The organism is Mycobacterium sp. NPDC050041, assembly GCF_049541695.1.
In the GTDB taxonomy this organism is placed as follows: domain Bacteria; phylum Actinomycetota; class Actinomycetes; order Mycobacteriales; family Mycobacteriaceae; genus Mycobacterium.
The window spans coordinates 486,352-502,228 of the sequence record NZ_JBMVDG010000002.1 but is presented as its reverse complement, the minus strand read 5'-3'; the positions used below and the strand labels follow the sequence as shown (position 1 = coordinate 502,228).

Sequence of the window (15,877 nt, the reverse complement as noted above, 5' to 3'; positions counted from 1 at the left end):
CATGGCGGCGGGCGCCCTCGACGTCCTCCTCGTCAGCTTCTACTACGAGCCCGAACCGACCGGAATCGCGCCGTACGCCGCCGGACTGGCCCGCGGGCTGGTCGAGCGGGGGCACCGGGTCCGGGCCGTCGTCGGGTATCCGCACTATCCGCAGTGGAAGATCGCCGAGGGCTACCACGGACTGCGCATGCGCGAGGTGATCGACGGTGTCGAGGTCACCCGGGTGCGTCATCCTGTCCCGCGCACCTCGACGGGCGTCGGCCGCATCGCGATGGAAGCGGCCTTCGCCGCCCACGCCACCATGATCCGCGGCCGCAGGCCCGACGTCGCGCTGGCCGTCAGTCCGGCATTGCTCAGCGTGGCAACCGCTTTGACATGGCGCCGGCCGGGCCGGACCGCGGTTGGCGTGATCACCCAGGACATCTACTCACGTGCCGCAGTCGAGACCGGGGCGCTCGGCGGCCGGGGTGCAGGCGCAGTGGCGCGGCTCGAGCACGGCCTGTTGTCGCGGGCCGACGGCGTCTCCGTCATCCACGATCTGTTCGGGGACGTGGTCACCGAGCTGGGCATCGATCCGGCGAAGGTCACCGTCATCCGCAACTGGAGTCACATCGCCGAACCCGCGCGCGACAGATCAGCCTCGCGCCGCCTGCTCGCCTGGCGCGATGACGAGGTGATCGCGCTGCATGCGGGCAACATGGGCGAGAAGCAGGGCCTGGAGAACGTCGTCGACGCCGCCCGCATCGCGCAGCAGAACTCCCTGCCCATCCGCTTCGTGCTGCTCGGCGACGGGGCGCGCAGGCGGGCACTCGAATCTCTGGGTTCGGGCTTGAGCACACTGCAGTTCCTCGACCCGCTCCCCGACGGAGAGTTCGAGAACGCCCTCGGCGCCGCGGACGTGCTCATCCTCAACGAGAAGCCCGGTGTCGCCGAGATGAGTGTGCCCAGCAAGCTGACGTCGTACTTCGCAGCAGGTCGACCGGTGGTCGCCGCGACCGACCCACGCAGCGGATCGAAGCGTGAGATGCAGGCCGCCGGCGCAGGCACCTGCGTGGAGTCGGGCCAACCGCAGGCTCTGCTCGATGCGGCACTGCGCACGGGTGAAGACCGCGGCGGCGCGAGCCGGCTGGGCAACCGCGGGCGCGAGTACGCCCGTCAGGTGCTTTCCCGTTCCAGCGCGCTGGACGCCTACGAGGCCTGGCTGCAGGAGCTGCAGAGCCGAGCGCGCGCGTCAGCTCGGTGACGGCGCGTTCACGTTGCCGAGCTTGCTCCACAGGAAGCCGGTGCTGTCCCACGGGTCGGTGGTGGTGCCGGCGTCGCCGCCCGAGCCCGGCCACCCGTGGTCTTCGCCGTCGATCACATCGCGCACCACCTCGCGGCCGTTCGGGCACGGCCACGTCGTCACGGTCGCCGGCGGCTCCGACTGCACCCGCGGTTCGGACGAACAGTCTGCGGCACGGATGAACGGCGCCAGCGCCTCGTCGATCGACGGGTACACCAGGTTGTTCCCCGGCCCACCGACGCTGGTGCCCCCGGCGACCGGGACCACTTCGTCCTGCGCTCCGTGCACCGCGACCACCGTCAACGGCGCAGGGTTCGGGCAGGGCACCGTCAGCGCACCGGCGACGATGCCCATGCCGGCGAGGTCGCCCGGACGTGTGCACGCCCAGGCGTACGACAGCATGCCGCCGTTCGAGGCGCCGACCGCGAAGACCCGCTTCGGATCGACGCTGTCCTCGGCGATGAGCCGGTCCCGCAGCTCATGCAGGAAGGCGACGTCGTCCACCTTCGGGCTGCTGGACTTGCGGCAGCAGAAGCCGGCGCTCCAGCGGCCGTCGAGTGCGTCCGGGTAGGCGACCACGAACCCGTTCCGTTCGGCCACAGCGTCCCAGCCGAACGACTTGCGCGCCTGCTCGGCAGAGCCGTTGGCGCCGTGCGACACGATCACCAGCGGCGCACCCGGTCCCGCGGACGAAGGATGGAAGACGATCGCAGAACGCTCGCCCGCCGGTCCGGGGAGTGCGATCGTCCGGTCGTCAGCGGCACCGCACGCCGACACCAGGCCGAGCAGAAGGGCGAGCACGAAGCTCCAAGCCAGTGCCGCCGGCAGATGCCGGCTCAGTGCCCTGCGCTGCATTCGGCTGGTCCCCCGTCGCTCACGCCGGCACAGTGCCAGCTATCAGGCGCTCGACGAGCCGAAGTGCCCCGCCACCTCGTCCCGCCCACACGAAACACATTGTCGCCGATCGTACCGTTGCGCGCGCGGCGCGAGGTCTCGACAGCGGATCCACATTTCGGCAAACCCTCGTCAGGCCCCGTGCACCTGCCGGACGATGTCGGTGATCGAGTCGATGTCCGACGACGAGAGCCCCCCGTGCACGGGGAGGCAGATTCCCTCTGCGAAGAGTCGATCGCACACCGGTAACGCACCACGCGCGTACTTCTGCAGCGCAGGCTGCCGATGCAGCGGATAGAAGAACGTCCGCGTCTGTACGCCTGCCCCCTCCAGCGCCGCCACGACAGCGTCGCGTCGGTCGCTGCGCATCGCGAACCGGAAAGGGACGTGGTCGGATTCGCGATCCACACCCATCAGGGTGATGCCGGTGACCTCGCGCAGGTTGGCCACATACCGTGCGTGATTGCGCCGCTTGGCCCCGGAGATGGCGGGCAGCTTGCGCAGTTGTCCCAGGCCGACGGCGCACTGCAGATCGGTGACCCGGAAATTCATCCCGAGGGCGTCGTGAACGAACGTCCCACTGTTGAGCCGACCCTGGTTGCGCAGCAGGCGAAGCCGGTCGTAGAGGGCCTCGTCCTGGGTGAGCACGACGCCGCCCTCACCGGTGGTCACGGTCTTGTCCGCGAAGAACGAGATCACTCCGACGTCGCCCCACGTGCCGGCGTGCCTGCCGCGATAGTGCACGCCGTAGGCCTGCGCCGCGTCCTCGATGACACGCAGTCCCCGGGCCTCGGCGAACTCCTGAATCCGGTCGGCCTGCGCCGCGTGCCCGTAGATGTGAACGGGCATCACGGCGACCGTCCGGTCGGTGACATGCCGTTCGAGTGCCTCGACGTCGACGTTGAAGGTGTTTGGGTCGACATCGACGAACACCGGGTGCAGTCCCGCGAAGATCGCGGCCGATGCCGAGGCGAAGAAGGTGAACGACGGGATGAGGATCTCGCCGCCGGGCGGCAGGTCCAGCGCGAGCAGACCGAGGAACAGCCCGAGGGTGCCGTTGGGGGCGAGCACCGCATAGCGCGAACCCGTGCACTGCCTGATCGCCTCGAGAAATTCCTCGGCGCACGGGCCCTCGGTGAGCCAACCGCGTTCGACGGTGCCGCACAATGCGGCGATCTCATCGCTGTCGAACTGAGGCTCGACCTGCTTGATGCGCCAATCCACCACGACACCCCCTTTGCCCCATCACTCGCCACCCCAAGAACTGGCGCTACCCTACCCGACGACTTTGCGCCGTTTCCGCTGCTAGAGAGCCGACCATGTAAATACTGCGGAAAACCTGTGAGCTATTATCTTGCTCGTCAAAAATTGCTACCGCCGACAAGCATTCTCGCCACGTATGCGGAAACGTGACTCTCCCCTTCTGGCATGCGCCTTATTCAACTACGATAAGCAGACTCTTGAGCGATGTCCGCCAGCCCGTGCTGGAGTGCTTACGCGCAGAAGTTCGAACAGCATTCTCGACGGATGAGGAGTGACCGACGATGACGTCAACGTCTGCATCGCCCAGGCTGGAGACCGTCGCCACCCGCTATTCGGGCACCCGGCACGCCCGCGTCGAGGACAACCGCCTGCTGACCGGCCGCGGCACGTTCGTCGACGACATCCAGCGTCCCGGCATGCTGCACGCCTGCTTCGTCCGCAGCCCGTTCGCCCGCGCCACCATCAGGGGCATAGACACCGCCGCAGCACTCGCGATGCCCGGAGTGCGGGCGGTCCTCACGGCCGCCGACATCAACGGCGATGCCGTCGAGGCCTGGCACGCCGTCGCGGGCAAGGACATGCCGGACACCCCGCGTCCGCCGCTGGCCGAGGGTCAGGTGAAGTTCGTCGGCGACCCTGTCGCGCTGGTCGTCGCCGAATCCCGCTACCTGGCCGAAGACGCCGCCGACGCTGTCGAGGTCGACTACGAACCATTGCCCGCCGTCGCCGACTTCCGGGTCGCCATCGGCGGTGCCGAAGCCGGCGTTCCCGTGGTGCACGAGGAGTATCCGGATAACGTCGCGGGCGGCATGGGCGGCGCGCCGCCCGACGAGGAGACGTTCAGCACCGCGGCCTGTGTGGTGTCGGAGAAGATCTACCAACAGATGCACGTGCCGGTGCCGATCGAGACGCGCGGCATGGTCGTCGAGTGGACGGCCACCACGGGTGAGCTGACGCTGTGGGGTTCGACGCAGACACCGCACGAACTGCGCGCGTTCTGTGCCCGATTGCTCGGCATCCCCGCCAGCAAGGTCCGAGTGATCATGCGGGACACCGGTGGCGGCTTCGGCCAGAAGGTCGTCCCGATGCGCGAGGACATGGTCATCATGCTCGCGGCGCGCAAGGTGCCGGGGCCGCTGAAGTGGATCGAGGACCGGCGCGAGAATCTCATGTCGGCGGGCCAGGCGCGCCATGTCGACGGCACCGCGCGGATGGCGTTCGACGACGAGGGCACCATCCTGGCCGTCGACATCGACTTCGTCCAGGACATCGGCGCCTATCCCACGCCGTACCCGGTGCTGACGACCGCAGCCATCGGCATGTTCTATCCGGGTCCGTACCGCGTGCCGAAGTCCAGCTTCAACTACAAGACGGTGTTCTCGAACACCGCAGGGCTGCATGCTTATCGGGGTCCGTGGCAGTACGAGACGCTGGCCCGCGAGATCATGTTCGACATCGCCGCGCGCAAGCTCGGCATGGATCCCGTCGAACTGCGCCGCCGCAACATCCTGCGCGGGGACGAGATGCCCTACTTCAACCCGAACGGCATGCCGTACGACCATGTCGCACCGGCCGACACGTTCGAGCAGGCGGTCAAGATCCTCGATCACGAAGGTTTCCGCAAGGAGCAGGCCGAGGCACTCGCGCAGGGCCGCTACATCGGGCTGGGGTTCTCGGCCTACATCGAACCGACGGGTGCGGCTACCGGTCACCTGGCCACCGAGGGCTGCACCATCCGGATGGAGTCCACCGGCAAGATCAACGTCTACGTCAACGGCGGGTCCACCGGAAACAGCCTGGAGACCACCGTCGTTCAGCTCACCGCCGATGCGCTCGGCGCCGACATCGACGACGTCTCGACCATCCAGGGCGACACCGCGGTCACCCCCTACGGGGCCGGGACCCAGGGCAGCCGCAGCGGGCCGATGACGGCCGGTGCGGTCAACGAGGCGGGCACGATCCTGCGCGGGCAGATCGCCGCGATGGCCGCCCACCGGCTGGGGGTCGAAGCCGGCGACATCGAGCTCGGCGGGTCGACGGCGTACGTCCGCGACGACCCGGACAAATGCGTGACATTCGCCGACATCGCCTACCGCGCCCACTACGAGCCTCAGCAGTTGCCGCCCGGGATGTCCGCGTCGCTGGAGGCCACCACGCGGTTCACCTCCCAGGCGATGATCCACTGGGCCAACGCCACTCACGCCTGCACGTGCGAGGTCGACATCGACACCGGCCAGGTGACCTTGACGCGCTACATCGTCAGCGAGGACGTCGGGCCGATGATCAATCCCAACGTGGTCGAGGGTCAGGTGGCCGGCGGCACCGTGCAGGGCATCGGCGGTGCGCTGCTCGAGAGCCTCGTCTACGACGCCGAGGGGAATCCGTTGTCGTCCACCTTCGTCGACTACCTGCTGCCCACCGCGACCGAGGTGCCACCGATCGAGTTCGGTCACGTCGAGATCCCCGGCCCGGGCGTCGGCGGCTACAAGGGTGCGGGCGAAGGGGGCGCCATCGGGTCCACGCCCGCCGTGATCAACGCCGTCAACGATGCGCTGGCGCCACTGGGCGTCACGCTGACCACGCTGCCGGCCAGCCCGGCGGCGATTGTCGAACTGCTCGAGAACGCCAAGCGAGAGGACCACTGACTGTGGAACTGACCAACGAATTCCGCGTCGCGGTGCCCGCCGCCAAGACCTGGGAGGTGCTCACCGACGTCGAGCGGGTGGCGCCGTGCCTGCCGGGCGCCACGTTGCTCTCCGTCGACGGCGACGAGTTCACCGGTGCCGTCAAGGTCAAGGTCGGCCCGATCACGGTGTCGTACAAGGGTATTGCCGCATTCGAAGAGAAGGATGCGACGGCCCGGCGGGTGGTGCTGCGCGCCACCGGCAAGGAGACCCGCGGCAACGGCAGCGCGGCGGCCGTCGTCACCGCACAGTTGAAGGACGAGGGCGACGCCACCGCCGTCTACATCAGCACGGATCTGCAGATCTCCGGTAAGGCGGCGCAGTTCGGCCGCGGAGTGCTGGCCGACGTGGCAGGCAACCTGATCGGCCAGTTCGCGAAGTCGCTGGAGGCCAGCGTGCTCGGCGATTCGACGCCGGCGGCCAACGCACCGGCCGGCGCGGCAACCGACGCACCGTCGGCGGCGGGGGTCGCGGCCGTCGCGGCCGACGCAGGCGACTCGGTGGACCTGCTGAAGGTCGTCGCCCTGCCGATGGCGAAGCGGGTCGCGCCGGTGCTCGCGGGTCTCGCGGCCGGTCTCACCGTCGGACTGCTGGTGGGCAGGCGCAGGCGCGCACACCCCGCGGCGGTGCTCGCCGACGACCTGCAGGCGGCACTGGCCCGGCTGCTGTCGTCATGAAAGCCGCCCCGTTCGAATACCACCGCCCGGGCTCGGTCAAGGAGGCGGCAGAACTGCTCGCCGAGTACGGCGACGATGCCAAGGTCCTCGCCGGCGGGCAGAGTCTGGTGCCGATGCTGGCCATGCGGTTGACGCACTTCGAGAACCTGATCGACATCTCCCGCGTCGCCGAGTTGCAGGGCATCGACCTGGACGGCGACGACGTGGTGATCGGCGCAGGCACACCGCACGCCTTCGTCGGCATGGACGACGAGGTCGCCGAGTCGGCGCCGCTGCTGACACTCACCACGCCGCACATCGGGCACTTCCAGATCCGCACCCGCGGCACCCTGGGCGGGGCGATCGCCCACGCCGATCCCGCGGCCGAGTACGCCGCCGTCGCCCTGGCGCTCGACGCGCAGATGGACGCGGTGTCGACGCGAGGCGCCCGGCAGATCGCGGCGTCGGAGTTCTTCACCGGGCTCTGGGAGACATCGTTGGCGGCCGACGAGATCCTCACCGCCGTAAGATTTCCCGTGTGGGGCGGCCGCACCGGGTTCGCGATCGAGGAGTTCGCGCGCAGGCATGGCGATTTCGCGATCGCCGGCGCGGTGGTGGCCGTCGAGGTGGACGGCGACGACCGGATCGCGCGGTGCGGCATCGGGTTGCTCGGCCTGGGATCCACGCCGGTGCGCGGTTCCGCGGGCGAGGATGCGATCCTCGGGCGTCCGGTCACCGAACTGAGCGCCGACGAGATCGGCCGGCTGACCATGTCGGCCCTCGACGACGTCCCGGCCGATCTGCAGGGGTCCGCCTCGTACCGCCGCCGGGTCGGCGCCGCGATGGTGTCACGCGCGCTGCACTCGGCCATCGCAGAGGCCACCAGCGACGAGAAGACGGAGGTGACGCTCAGTGCATGAGCTACCGGTCGAGTTGAACGTCAACGGAATCGAGCACCGCGGCACCGTCGAGCCACGGGTCACCCTCGCCGACTTCCTGCGAGAGCAGTGCGGCCTGACGGGCACCCACCTCGGATGCGAGCACGGTGCCTGCGGCGCCTGCACGGTGCTGCTCGAAGGCCAGGCCGTGCGATCGTGCCTGATCTTCGCGGTCCAGGCCGACGGCCAGGACGTCACCACCGTCGAGGGCATCGCGGGTCCCGACGGCGAGCTGTCACCGGTGCAGTCCGCGATGCGCGACTGCCACGGACTGCAGTGTGGTTTCTGCACACCGGGATTCGTCACCTCCATCACGGCGCTGCTGCGCGACAACCCCGAGCCGACGGACGCCGAGATCCGCGAGGGACTGTCCGGCAACTTCTGCCGGTGCACCGGATACCAGGGCATCGTCAACGCCGTGCACCAGGCCGCTGAGCACACCCGCGCCGCGAAAGAGGTCAGCCCGCAAGCGCTGTGACGACCGCCGCGATGCGGCGGGATCCGGTCATGGTCGCTGCCTCATCACGGTGCCGTCCCAGCGCGGCGTCTCCCCCGACACCAGGCCGACCTGGTCGAGCGCCCGGGTGACGATGTGGTCGACGGCCTCGTCGAGAGTCTTCGGCCGGTTGTAGAAGCCCGGTACGGGCGGCACGATCGAGGCGCCCATCCTGGCGAGCTTGAGCATGTTCTCCAGGTGGATCTCGCTCAACGGCGCCTCGCGAACCATCAGCACGAGTCGCCGGCGTTCCTTGAGCACGACGTCGCCGGCGCGGGCGATCAGGTCCTCGGCGTAGCCGTTGGCGATGGCCGCCAGGGTCTTGACGCTGCACGGCGCGATCAGCATGCCCTCGGTGCGGAACGACCCGCTGGAGATGCTGGCGCCGAGGTCGCCTGGCTTGTGCACCACGTCGGCCAGCCGGCGCACCTCGGCGACGGTCCAGCCGGTCTCGTGCTCGAGGGTGCGTGCCCCCCACGCGCTGATGACGAGGTGGGTCTCGACGTCGAACTCGCGCAGCCGTTCGAGCATCCGCACCCCGAGGATGGAGCCGCTGGCGCCGGTGATGGCGACCACGATCCGCGGGCGGTGAGCGCGCGACGCGGTCACGTCAGCGCCTTGAGCCGGTCCACCTGCCGGGTCCAACGTTCGACGACGGCCGCTGGGTCGTCGAGCCGGTAGGTGATCCCGGAGGTCAATTCGGCGTAGGCGACCCGGTCCTCGTCGACCCGGCAGACCTCGCCGGCGAAGAAGGCGAGCTCCACATCGCCGGAGCCTGGTGCGGGCTGCGGGTCCAGCCGGTGCACGAGCACGCGGATCTTGTAGACGGTCGCGTCGCACACCACGTGCAGCATCGCCCGCCCCGATGCGGTGAGCGCCGCGGTGGTGCCGCTGTGCGCGTGCAGTGCCAACCGGATGTCGGCGCCCGACGTGCTGAGCAGCTCACCGACCGACAGCAGCGACAACCGCGGCCAGCCGTCCTCCCCGACCGTCAGGATCGAAATCGTCTGACCCACTTTGTCACCGAGACCCGCGCCGTCGACCAGCGCGGCCACCGGCGGCGGCAGCGTCGCCACGGCGTGCGGCTGCGGGTCCATCATCTGAGCTTCGCACGGATCGGTCCGGTAGAAGTGATGACATGAGAATCGGTTTCGTCGGACTGGGCAACATGGGTACGGGCATGGCGTCGAACCTGCTGCAGGCCGGCCACGAGGTGACCGCGTACAACAGGTCGCAGGACAAGGTCGACGCACTCGCCGCCGCGGGCGCGCGGCCCGCCAGGACCGTGGCCGAGGCGTGCGACGCAGAGGCGGTCGTCTCGATGCTCGCCCACGACGGGGCCGTCGAAGCGGTGACGTTCGGCGACGACGGGATCCTCGCGTCGCTGCCCGCCGGGGCGGTGCACGTGTCGGCGTCGACGATCAGCGTGGCGCTCAGCGAGCGGCTGACGGCCGCCCACGGCGACGCCGGACAGGGCTTCGTCGCGGCACCGGTGTTCGGCCGCCCGGAAGCCGCGGCCGCAGCGAAGCTCTTCGTCGCCGCCGCCGGGGCGCCCGCCGTGGTGGCGGCGATGTCGCCGGTGTTCGACGCCATCGGCAGGCGCACGTTCACCGTCGGAGACGAGCCCAGGACCGCGAACCTGGTGAAACTGAGCGGCAACTTCCTCATCGCGTCCGTCATCGAATCGGTCGGTGAGGCGATGGCGCTGGTGGGCAAGGCCGGCTTGGACAAGCAGCAGTACCTGGAACTGCTGACGTCCACACTCTTCGACGCGCCCGTCTACCACACCTATGGAGGGCTGTTGGCGCGCCAGGAATTCGAACCGGTCGGCTTCGCGGCCGAGGGCGGACTCAAGGACGTCCGGCTGGTGCTGGCGGCCGGCGAGAGCCTGCAGGTGCCGCTGCCGATCGCCAGCCTGCTGCGCGACCGGTTCCTGACGTTGCTCGCCCTCGGCGGCGGTCACCTCGACTGGTCGGCGATCGGCGCACTCGCAGAGTGGGATTCGGGCGGCACCGGCCCGATCGCGTGAGCCATCGGCCGCGAGCCGGTGATCAGCGCAGGAACCGGACGAGATAGGACGGCAGGCGGCGGCCGGGCACCGCCCTCGGCCAGTCGCCTGCGCGGAAGTGGGCGTCGGTGCCACCGTCGACGAACAGCACGCTGCCGCACAGGAAGTCGGCCGCGTCGGACAGCATGAAGCAGATCCACTCGGCCAGCTGGGCGGCGTCGCCGAAGCCGCCGATGGGCACCGGGAAGCGCCGCACCGCCCTCGCCTGTGTCGGATTCGCCAGTTGGTCGGTCAGCAGCGGGGTCATCACCGCGCCGGGCGCCAGCGCGTTCAGGCGGATACCGGCGCCCGCCCACTCCGGTCGCACCGCCTGTGCGCGCACCCATCGACTCACCGCGATCTTCGACGCCGCGTACATCATCGTGCCGTCGGCCGGGCCGAACCGTCGAACGGCGCGCACCGCCCGGTCGGCATCGCCCGACAGCAGCGCCCGCACCGCCCGTTGCGGCACCGCCGGGATGGTCGTCGTCGAATTGCTGGACAGCACCACCACCTTCGCTCTCGGTGCTGCCGCGAGCGCCGGTCGCCAGTGCTCGAGCAGATCGACGACGCCGAAGTGATTGACCTCCGCGATGACGCGACACCGGTCCCGTCCCCGGCCGGGACCGAGACCGGCGGCGAGCACCGCGCCGTCGAGGTGCCCGTCCGCAGCTGCCAGCACGCTGCGCGCGGCGCCGATACGACCGTCGGGCGTGGAGAGGTCGGCGACGACGTCGGTCTGCTGCAGATCGACACCGATGACGGTGTGGCCGTCGGCGCGCAGCCGGCGCACGGTCTCGAGTCCCATGCCCGAGGCCGAGCCGGTGACGACGTAGGTGCCCACGGCAGTAAATGTGGCAGACCCGCTCTCCGGGATGGGGCCCGGGGCGCAATCCGGCGGTTCCCATGGGATGTGGGGCTAGCCTTGACCGTAGGCACACACGGTCCGTCTCAGCCGCGACGCCAGAGGAGCAGCGTGTGGTCACTTTGGACCGATTGGTGAATGTACTGGGCGCGTATGGCGTTCGGCTGCGGTCGTGCCCAATTCCTCGCTCCACCGGGTTGGCCGGCGTTGTTGTGCACGAAGAGGTCGGCGGCCGCGCCGTGGTCGGTGACGTGCTGCTTGCCATCGGCGCCGCCACGGTGGCCCAGGCGGTGCGGTGGGCGATGTCGGCGCGGGCGGCGGTCGTGTTCGTCCGCGACGTCGAGGACGACACGGGGTCCGACGCCGACCATGACGGCATCGCGGTGCTGGCGGTCGACCCGGCGATGTCTTGGAGCGAACTCGCGGCCGTGGTCTACGGCCTGGTGCTCGAGGGCCGCGAGACCGAATCCGGTCGCGGACCCACGGATCTGTTCGCACTGGCCGACAGCCTCGCCGAGGTGACCGGCGGCGCGGTCACCATCGAGGACCCGCTCTCGCGCGTGCTGGCGTACTCCATGGTGCAGAGGAATGCCGACGACGCACGCACTGCGACGATCATGGGCAGACAGGCACCAGAGCACCTCCGCGAGTTCTTCGACCAGTGTGGGATCTCCGCCCATCTCGCGGTGTCCGACGAGCCGCTGTTCGTGAATGCCGCTGCGGATCAAGGCCTTTCCGGCCGTATGGTCGTGGCGGTGCGCTCAGCCCGGGTGCTGATGGGCTCGGTGTGGGTGTCGTGCACGGCTCCGCTTGAGGGCGAGGAACTCACGGCCCTGACCGACGGCGCCCGCACGGTGGCATTGCATCTACTGCGGTCTCGAGCCAGCGCGGACCTCGAACGCCAGGTCGAGTCGGAACAGGTGATCCGGCTGCTCGACGGCACCGCCGACGCGACGGCGTCGACCAGCAGGCTCGGGCTGCCGCAGGGCCCCATGCGGGTCATCGCGCTGCAGGCCTCCGTCGCCGCCGACCGCGATGCCCCGCTGCTGTTGCTGTTCGACCGCGCCACCAGTGGATTCGGCTGGTCGCGGCCCGGCCGCAGCGCACTGGCCGGGAACACCGTCTACACACTGCTGCCCGGCGAGCAGGCCGCCGCGGCTCGCCGTTGGGTCGCCGGGCTACGGGCGGCACTGCCTGACCGGGTGACGGTGGTGGCAGGCATCAGCAAGCCCGCAGCGGTACCGGACCTGCCGGCGGCGCGCCAGGAGGCCGACGAGTGTCTGGCGCTGCACGAGACGCGGCCCCAGGCAACCGAGCCCCCGGCCTACGACGAATCGTGGGACGAGATCGTGCTGGCGCGGCTGCGGATGGCCGCACGCTCGGGTCGGTCGCCGGGCCGGGGGCCGGTGGCCGAGCTGCGCCGCCACGACCGCGAGCACGCCACCGAATACCTGGCCACGCTGAGGGCCTGGCTCGAGGCCCTCGGTGACCCCACCGAAGCCGGCGAACGCCTCGGAGTGCACGAGAACACCGTGCGGTACCGCCTGCGCAAGATGGCCGAGATCACCGACCTGCAACTGGACGACGCGCGCAAGCGGCAGGCGATGTCGATCGAACTGGCGGCCGCCGAGTCCGACTGACCCGGCGCCGGGTCGGCGTTGTCGCATCGGCACAACGCCGCGGCAGCGGGTTGTCGATTCCGGGCAAGCCGCGCCGTGGTCCCGCACACCACCATGGGGAGTGACACCTGAGGAGGTATGTGATGGCCGGCCACGAGCGCTTCGACGGCGGACCGCGATCGGTGATCGTGGTGGGCGCAGGCATCGTCGGGTTGTCCACGGCGTGGTTCCTGCAGGAACGCGGCGTCGACGTCACGGTGATCGACCGCACCGGCGTGGCCGCCGGAGCGTCCTGGGGCAACGCCGGCTGGATTGCGCCCACGCTGACCCTGCCGCTGAACTCCCCCGCCACGTTGCGGTACGGGCTGCGAGCGCTGCGCGACCCCGCCGCACCGCTGCACATCCCGCTCGCCGCGAACAGCGGGCTCGGGGTCTTCCTCGTGCAATTCGCCGCCAGCTGCCGACGGTCGACATGGCGACGCGCGGTGCGCGCCAACCTGCCCCTCAACGAGGAGTGCATCGAAGCCTTCGACGTCCTCGTCTCCAACGGCGTCGACGCGCCGGTCACCGATGCCCCCATCACGGCGCTGTTCCGCAGCGCCGACGAGGCGCGGCACATGCTGGCCGAACTGGACGGACTCGGCGAAGCCGGTCAGTCGGTGGACGTCACCCACCTCAGCGGTGCAGCGCTGCGCGAACAGGTGCCGCTGGCCTCGTCGGCGATCACCGCCGCGATCAACGTCAACGGACAGCGCTTCATCGACCCGGGCCGCTTCGTGCACGCCCTGGCCAGCGCTGTCGTCGACCGCGGCGCCACGATCCACACCGCGGAGGTCCGGGGCGTGTACAGCAGTGGAAGCGGCGCGGAAGTCTTCCTTCGCGAGGGCGATCCCATGACCGCGGACGCCGTGGTCGTCGCCACCGGAGCGTGGCTGTCCCGGCTGGCCGGCCGACTGCGCGTGCCCGTGCAGTCCGGGCGCGGCTACTCGTTCACCGTGCCCGTGGACCGGCCGCTACCGGGACCCTTCTATCTCCCCGGCATCCGGGTGGCGTGCACGCCCTACCGCGACGGGCTGCGCGTCTCGGGAACCATGGAATTCCGCGACCCCTACGAACCGGCGGTGGCGGCACGGGTGGACGCCATAGTCGCCTCGGCCGGCGAACTACTCGAGGGCGTCCGCTGGGCCGAACGCACCGACGTGTGGGTCGGGCCGCGGCCGGTGACGCCAGACGGTCGGCCGCTCGTCGGCGAGATGTCGCGCAACGTCTACGTGGCGGGCGGACACGGCATGTGGGGCCTGGCGCACGGACCGGTCACCGGGCGCCTCCTCGCCGAACAGATCACCACCGGCAAGCAACCCGACGCCCTGCGCGAACTCGACCCCCTGCGCCGCACGGGTCGCTGAGTCTCCCGCTGACACAGCATGTTCGAACCCTTGACTTCGGCCCACCGCGGGCCCGCGAGTCGTCAGGGGCGGAGCTTCTCTTCGCCCGCCCCTGACGGCAATCCCCTGACCTGGAAGGAATCCACATGATCGAGAAGCACACCGTCTGGCTGTCGCCGCAGGCCTACGAGCACCTGCAGGACGAACTGGCCACGCTGCGCCGGCTCACCACCATCACGACCGGCGACGCGGACACCGACGAGAACGCGGCGGCCGTCCAGGCCGCCCGGCGCAGCCGCATCCAGCAGATCCACGACCTGCTGATGAACGCCGTCGTCGGCGAGGATCCGCCCAATGACGGCATCGCCGAGCCGGGCATGGTGGTGACGGTCCGCTACGACGACACCGGTGAAACCGACACGTTCCTGCTCGGTGTGCGCGGTGCCGAATACGGCGAGCTCGACGTCTATTCCGTGCGGTCACCGCTCGGCGCCGCAATCGTCGGGGCCCGCCCGGGGCAGCAGTGCAGCTACACCACGCCCAACGGGAAGACCATGACCATCACGATGCTCAGGGCCGTCCCCCACGGCATCCACAGTCCTACCGGCTGATCTCTGCGCCGGCCGCTTGTCGGTCGGCGAGAATCGACGACGGCGATGCTGTCCGCTTGGCGCAGGCCGCCGGGCGGCTGTGTCGACGACAATGGAGTGCGTGGCCAGCAGGTTCGGCCACCTTCTTTCCGCGGCTGTGCCACGCCATACGCGACAGGCCGTGCGACGCGCATCAGTTGGCGCAGTCAGTCGCGCGCTGAGCACTGTCGCGATGACCGACGAACACACGAGGAGGCGAAAACCCATGTATGCCAACGCTGACATCTGGATCGAGCGATGGGAGGCCGAAGGCGGCGCGCTGTCGTAGCCATTCACGGCCCAGACGAACGAAAGAACCCGTAGTGAGGAGCGAGAAGTGAAGAGACCAGACAGATCGTGGACGAGCTGGGCGGCGCTGGCGGTGGGCGTCGGCGCCCTCGCGGGCGCTGTCGCGCTGTCGGCGACACAGCCGGGACGGGGGCTCACCCTGGGACTCGGCGCCTTCATCGTCTTCTTCGCCTCGATGTCCCTGCTCGCCCGCGATCCGATACCTGGCCGATGGGGGCTCGTGGTGACGGGCCTGACGATGGCCGTCGTGCCGTGGCTCGGCTCGGGCTTCGTCCCCGACCGCGGCGCCGCGTGGACCGCCGGCGTGGCCGGCGTGCTGGCCCTGGTCCTCGGCGGCATCGGCTGGGTGACCGGGGACCCGCCGACCAAGCTCGGCGTCAACGAGTACGGCAGCCGCGAGGTGCGGCCCGGCGTGATCGCGGGGTGGCTGAGTGGTTCGGCCCTGGCGCTCGGTGCCGTCGCCGTGGTGCTGGCCGCCACGCTGGTGCGGTCGTCGGCGGCGACCGTCGTCGTCGCCGGCGCGGGCGTCCTGATCGCGGTGACGGCGCTGTGGTCGCTGCTCGCCGCCGATCCCACCCGCGACTACTTCAAGCTGGCTGTCGTCGGGCTGGCGCTGTTCATGGCGCCGTGGGTGGTCGGCTTCACCCCCGGAGCGGGCGCGTGGACGGCGTGGTCGCTGGGCTTCGCCGCGGCCGCGCTCGGAGTGGCCGGATATCTACGCGGTGAGCACCTCGACGCGGGCACGGTGGTCCGCGACGATGCCCGCACCCGGTACCGCGAACGCATCCGCGCCGTCGGGCGGGCGTGACA

15 protein-coding genes are annotated in these 15,877 nt (G+C 70.1%); 10 read left to right on the top strand and 5 right to left on the bottom strand.

What is annotated here, in order from left to right; all coding sequences use genetic code 11:
* Nucleotide 1 precedes the first annotated feature (1 nt).
* Nucleotides 2-1,243: a glycosyltransferase gene (locus tag ACPCHZ_RS07690; protein WP_423484201.1), complete on the top strand. Its 1,242-nt coding sequence runs from the start codon at nucleotides 2-4 to the stop codon at nucleotides 1,241-1,243.
* Here ACPCHZ_RS07690 and ACPCHZ_RS07685 read toward each other — a convergent pair.
* Entirely contained in the window at nucleotides 1,232-2,137 is a 906-nt protein-coding gene (locus tag ACPCHZ_RS07685) for an alpha/beta hydrolase family esterase (protein ID WP_423484200.1), read from the bottom strand. The two genes, ACPCHZ_RS07690 and ACPCHZ_RS07685, sit on opposite strands and share 12 nt — an antisense overlap.
* 171 nt (nucleotides 2,138-2,308) lie before the next feature.
* On the bottom strand, nucleotides 2,309-3,400 hold the full coding sequence (locus tag ACPCHZ_RS07680) for a DegT/DnrJ/EryC1/StrS family aminotransferase (RefSeq protein ID WP_423484199.1): 1,092 nt from the start codon (nucleotides 3,398-3,400) through the stop codon (nucleotides 2,309-2,311).
* Between the two features lie 320 nt (nucleotides 3,401-3,720).
* Here ACPCHZ_RS07680 and ACPCHZ_RS07675 point away from each other — a divergent pair, with 320 nt between their 5' ends.
* From ACPCHZ_RS07675 to ACPCHZ_RS07660, 4 genes are read left to right on the top strand one after another with little or no spacing between them, the layout of a single operon-like run.
* A complete protein-coding gene (locus tag ACPCHZ_RS07675; protein WP_423484198.1) occupies nucleotides 3,721-6,084 on the top strand; it encodes a xanthine dehydrogenase family protein molybdopterin-binding subunit in 2,364 nt (787 codons plus the stop codon).
* A gap of 2 nt (nucleotides 6,085-6,086) precedes the next feature.
* Nucleotides 6,087-6,800 carry an SRPBCC family protein gene (locus ACPCHZ_RS07670; protein WP_423484197.1) on the top strand — a complete coding sequence of 238 codons (714 nt, stop codon included), beginning with the start codon at nucleotides 6,087-6,089 and terminating at the stop codon, nucleotides 6,798-6,800.
* Nucleotides 6,797-7,699 carry an FAD binding domain-containing protein gene (locus tag ACPCHZ_RS07665; RefSeq protein WP_423484196.1) on the top strand — a complete coding sequence of 301 codons (903 nt, stop codon included), beginning with the start codon at nucleotides 6,797-6,799 and terminating at the stop codon, nucleotides 7,697-7,699. The genes ACPCHZ_RS07670 and ACPCHZ_RS07665 overlap by 4 nt, the downstream gene beginning before the upstream one ends.
* On the top strand, nucleotides 7,692-8,195 hold the full coding sequence (locus ACPCHZ_RS07660; protein ID WP_364975796.1) for a (2Fe-2S)-binding protein: 504 nt from the start codon (nucleotides 7,692-7,694) through the stop codon (nucleotides 8,193-8,195). The genes ACPCHZ_RS07665 and ACPCHZ_RS07660 overlap by 8 nt, the downstream gene beginning before the upstream one ends.
* Before the next feature lie 27 nt (nucleotides 8,196-8,222).
* Here ACPCHZ_RS07660 and ACPCHZ_RS07655 read toward each other — a convergent pair whose 3' ends face one another.
* Both ACPCHZ_RS07655 and ACPCHZ_RS07650 read right to left on the bottom strand, forming a co-directional pair.
* Nucleotides 8,223-8,822, bottom strand: a complete 600-nt coding sequence (locus tag ACPCHZ_RS07655) for a UbiX family flavin prenyltransferase (RefSeq protein ID WP_423484195.1) — start codon at nucleotides 8,820-8,822, stop codon at nucleotides 8,223-8,225.
* Entirely contained in the window at nucleotides 8,819-9,313 is a 495-nt protein-coding gene (locus ACPCHZ_RS07650; protein WP_423484194.1) for a hypothetical protein, read from the bottom strand. Before ACPCHZ_RS07650 ends, ACPCHZ_RS07655 begins: the two co-directional genes overlap by 4 nt.
* Nucleotides 9,314-9,351: 38 nt before the next feature.
* Here ACPCHZ_RS07650 and ACPCHZ_RS07645 point away from each other — a divergent pair, with 38 nt between their 5' ends.
* Nucleotides 9,352-10,242, top strand: coding sequence for an NAD(P)-dependent oxidoreductase (locus ACPCHZ_RS07645; RefSeq protein WP_423484193.1), 891 nt, complete (start codon nucleotides 9,352-9,354; stop codon nucleotides 10,240-10,242).
* 22 nt (nucleotides 10,243-10,264) lie between these two features.
* Here ACPCHZ_RS07645 and ACPCHZ_RS07640 read toward each other — a convergent pair whose 3' ends face one another.
* Complete coding sequence (locus tag ACPCHZ_RS07640) at nucleotides 10,265-11,104, bottom strand: SDR family oxidoreductase (RefSeq protein ID WP_423484192.1); 840 nt, start codon at nucleotides 11,102-11,104, stop codon at nucleotides 10,265-10,267.
* 134 nt (nucleotides 11,105-11,238) lie between these two features.
* Here ACPCHZ_RS07640 and ACPCHZ_RS07635 point away from each other — a divergent pair, with 134 nt between their 5' ends.
* From ACPCHZ_RS07635 to ACPCHZ_RS07620, 4 genes are all read left to right on the top strand, one after another.
* Entirely contained in the window at nucleotides 11,239-12,765 is a 1,527-nt protein-coding gene (locus tag ACPCHZ_RS07635; protein WP_423484191.1) for a PucR family transcriptional regulator, read from the top strand.
* Between the two features lie 122 nt (nucleotides 12,766-12,887).
* Nucleotides 12,888-14,150, top strand: coding sequence for an NAD(P)/FAD-dependent oxidoreductase (locus ACPCHZ_RS07630; RefSeq protein WP_423484190.1), 1,263 nt, complete (start codon nucleotides 12,888-12,890; stop codon nucleotides 14,148-14,150).
* Nucleotides 14,151-14,275: 125 nt separating this feature from the next.
* Nucleotides 14,276-14,740 carry a GreA/GreB family elongation factor gene (locus tag ACPCHZ_RS07625; protein WP_423484189.1) on the top strand — a complete coding sequence of 155 codons (465 nt, stop codon included), beginning with the start codon at nucleotides 14,276-14,278 and terminating at the stop codon, nucleotides 14,738-14,740.
* 355 nt (nucleotides 14,741-15,095) lie between these two features.
* Nucleotides 15,096-15,875: a hypothetical protein gene (locus tag ACPCHZ_RS07620; RefSeq protein ID WP_423484188.1), complete on the top strand. Its 780-nt coding sequence runs from the start codon at nucleotides 15,096-15,098 to the stop codon at nucleotides 15,873-15,875.
* The last annotated feature ends 2 nt before the right edge of the window (nucleotides 15,876-15,877 follow it).

Excerpts from the sequence above, each read along its gene's own strand:
- ACPCHZ_RS07650 (WP_423484194.1), bottom strand. The coding sequence starts at position 9,313 with ATGATGGACCCGCAGCCGCACGCCGTGGCGACGCTGCCGCCGCCGGTG.
- ACPCHZ_RS07685 (WP_423484200.1), bottom strand. The coding sequence starts at position 2,137 with ATGCAGCGCAGGGCACTGAGCCGGCATCTGCCGGCGGCACTGGCTTGG.
- ACPCHZ_RS07675 (WP_423484198.1), top strand. The coding sequence starts at position 3,721 with ATGACGTCAACGTCTGCATCGCCCAGGCTGGAGACCGTCGCCACCCGC.
- ACPCHZ_RS07625 (WP_423484189.1), top strand. The coding sequence starts at position 14,276 with ATGATCGAGAAGCACACCGTCTGGCTGTCGCCGCAGGCCTACGAGCAC.
- ACPCHZ_RS07645 (WP_423484193.1), top strand. The coding sequence starts at position 9,352 with ATGAGAATCGGTTTCGTCGGACTGGGCAACATGGGTACGGGCATGGCG.
- ACPCHZ_RS07665 (WP_423484196.1), top strand. The coding sequence starts at position 6,797 with ATGAAAGCCGCCCCGTTCGAATACCACCGCCCGGGCTCGGTCAAGGAG.
- ACPCHZ_RS07690 (WP_423484201.1), top strand. The coding sequence starts at position 2 with ATGGCGGCGGGCGCCCTCGACGTCCTCCTCGTCAGCTTCTACTACGAG.
- ACPCHZ_RS07630 (WP_423484190.1), top strand. The coding sequence starts at position 12,888 with ATGGCCGGCCACGAGCGCTTCGACGGCGGACCGCGATCGGTGATCGTG.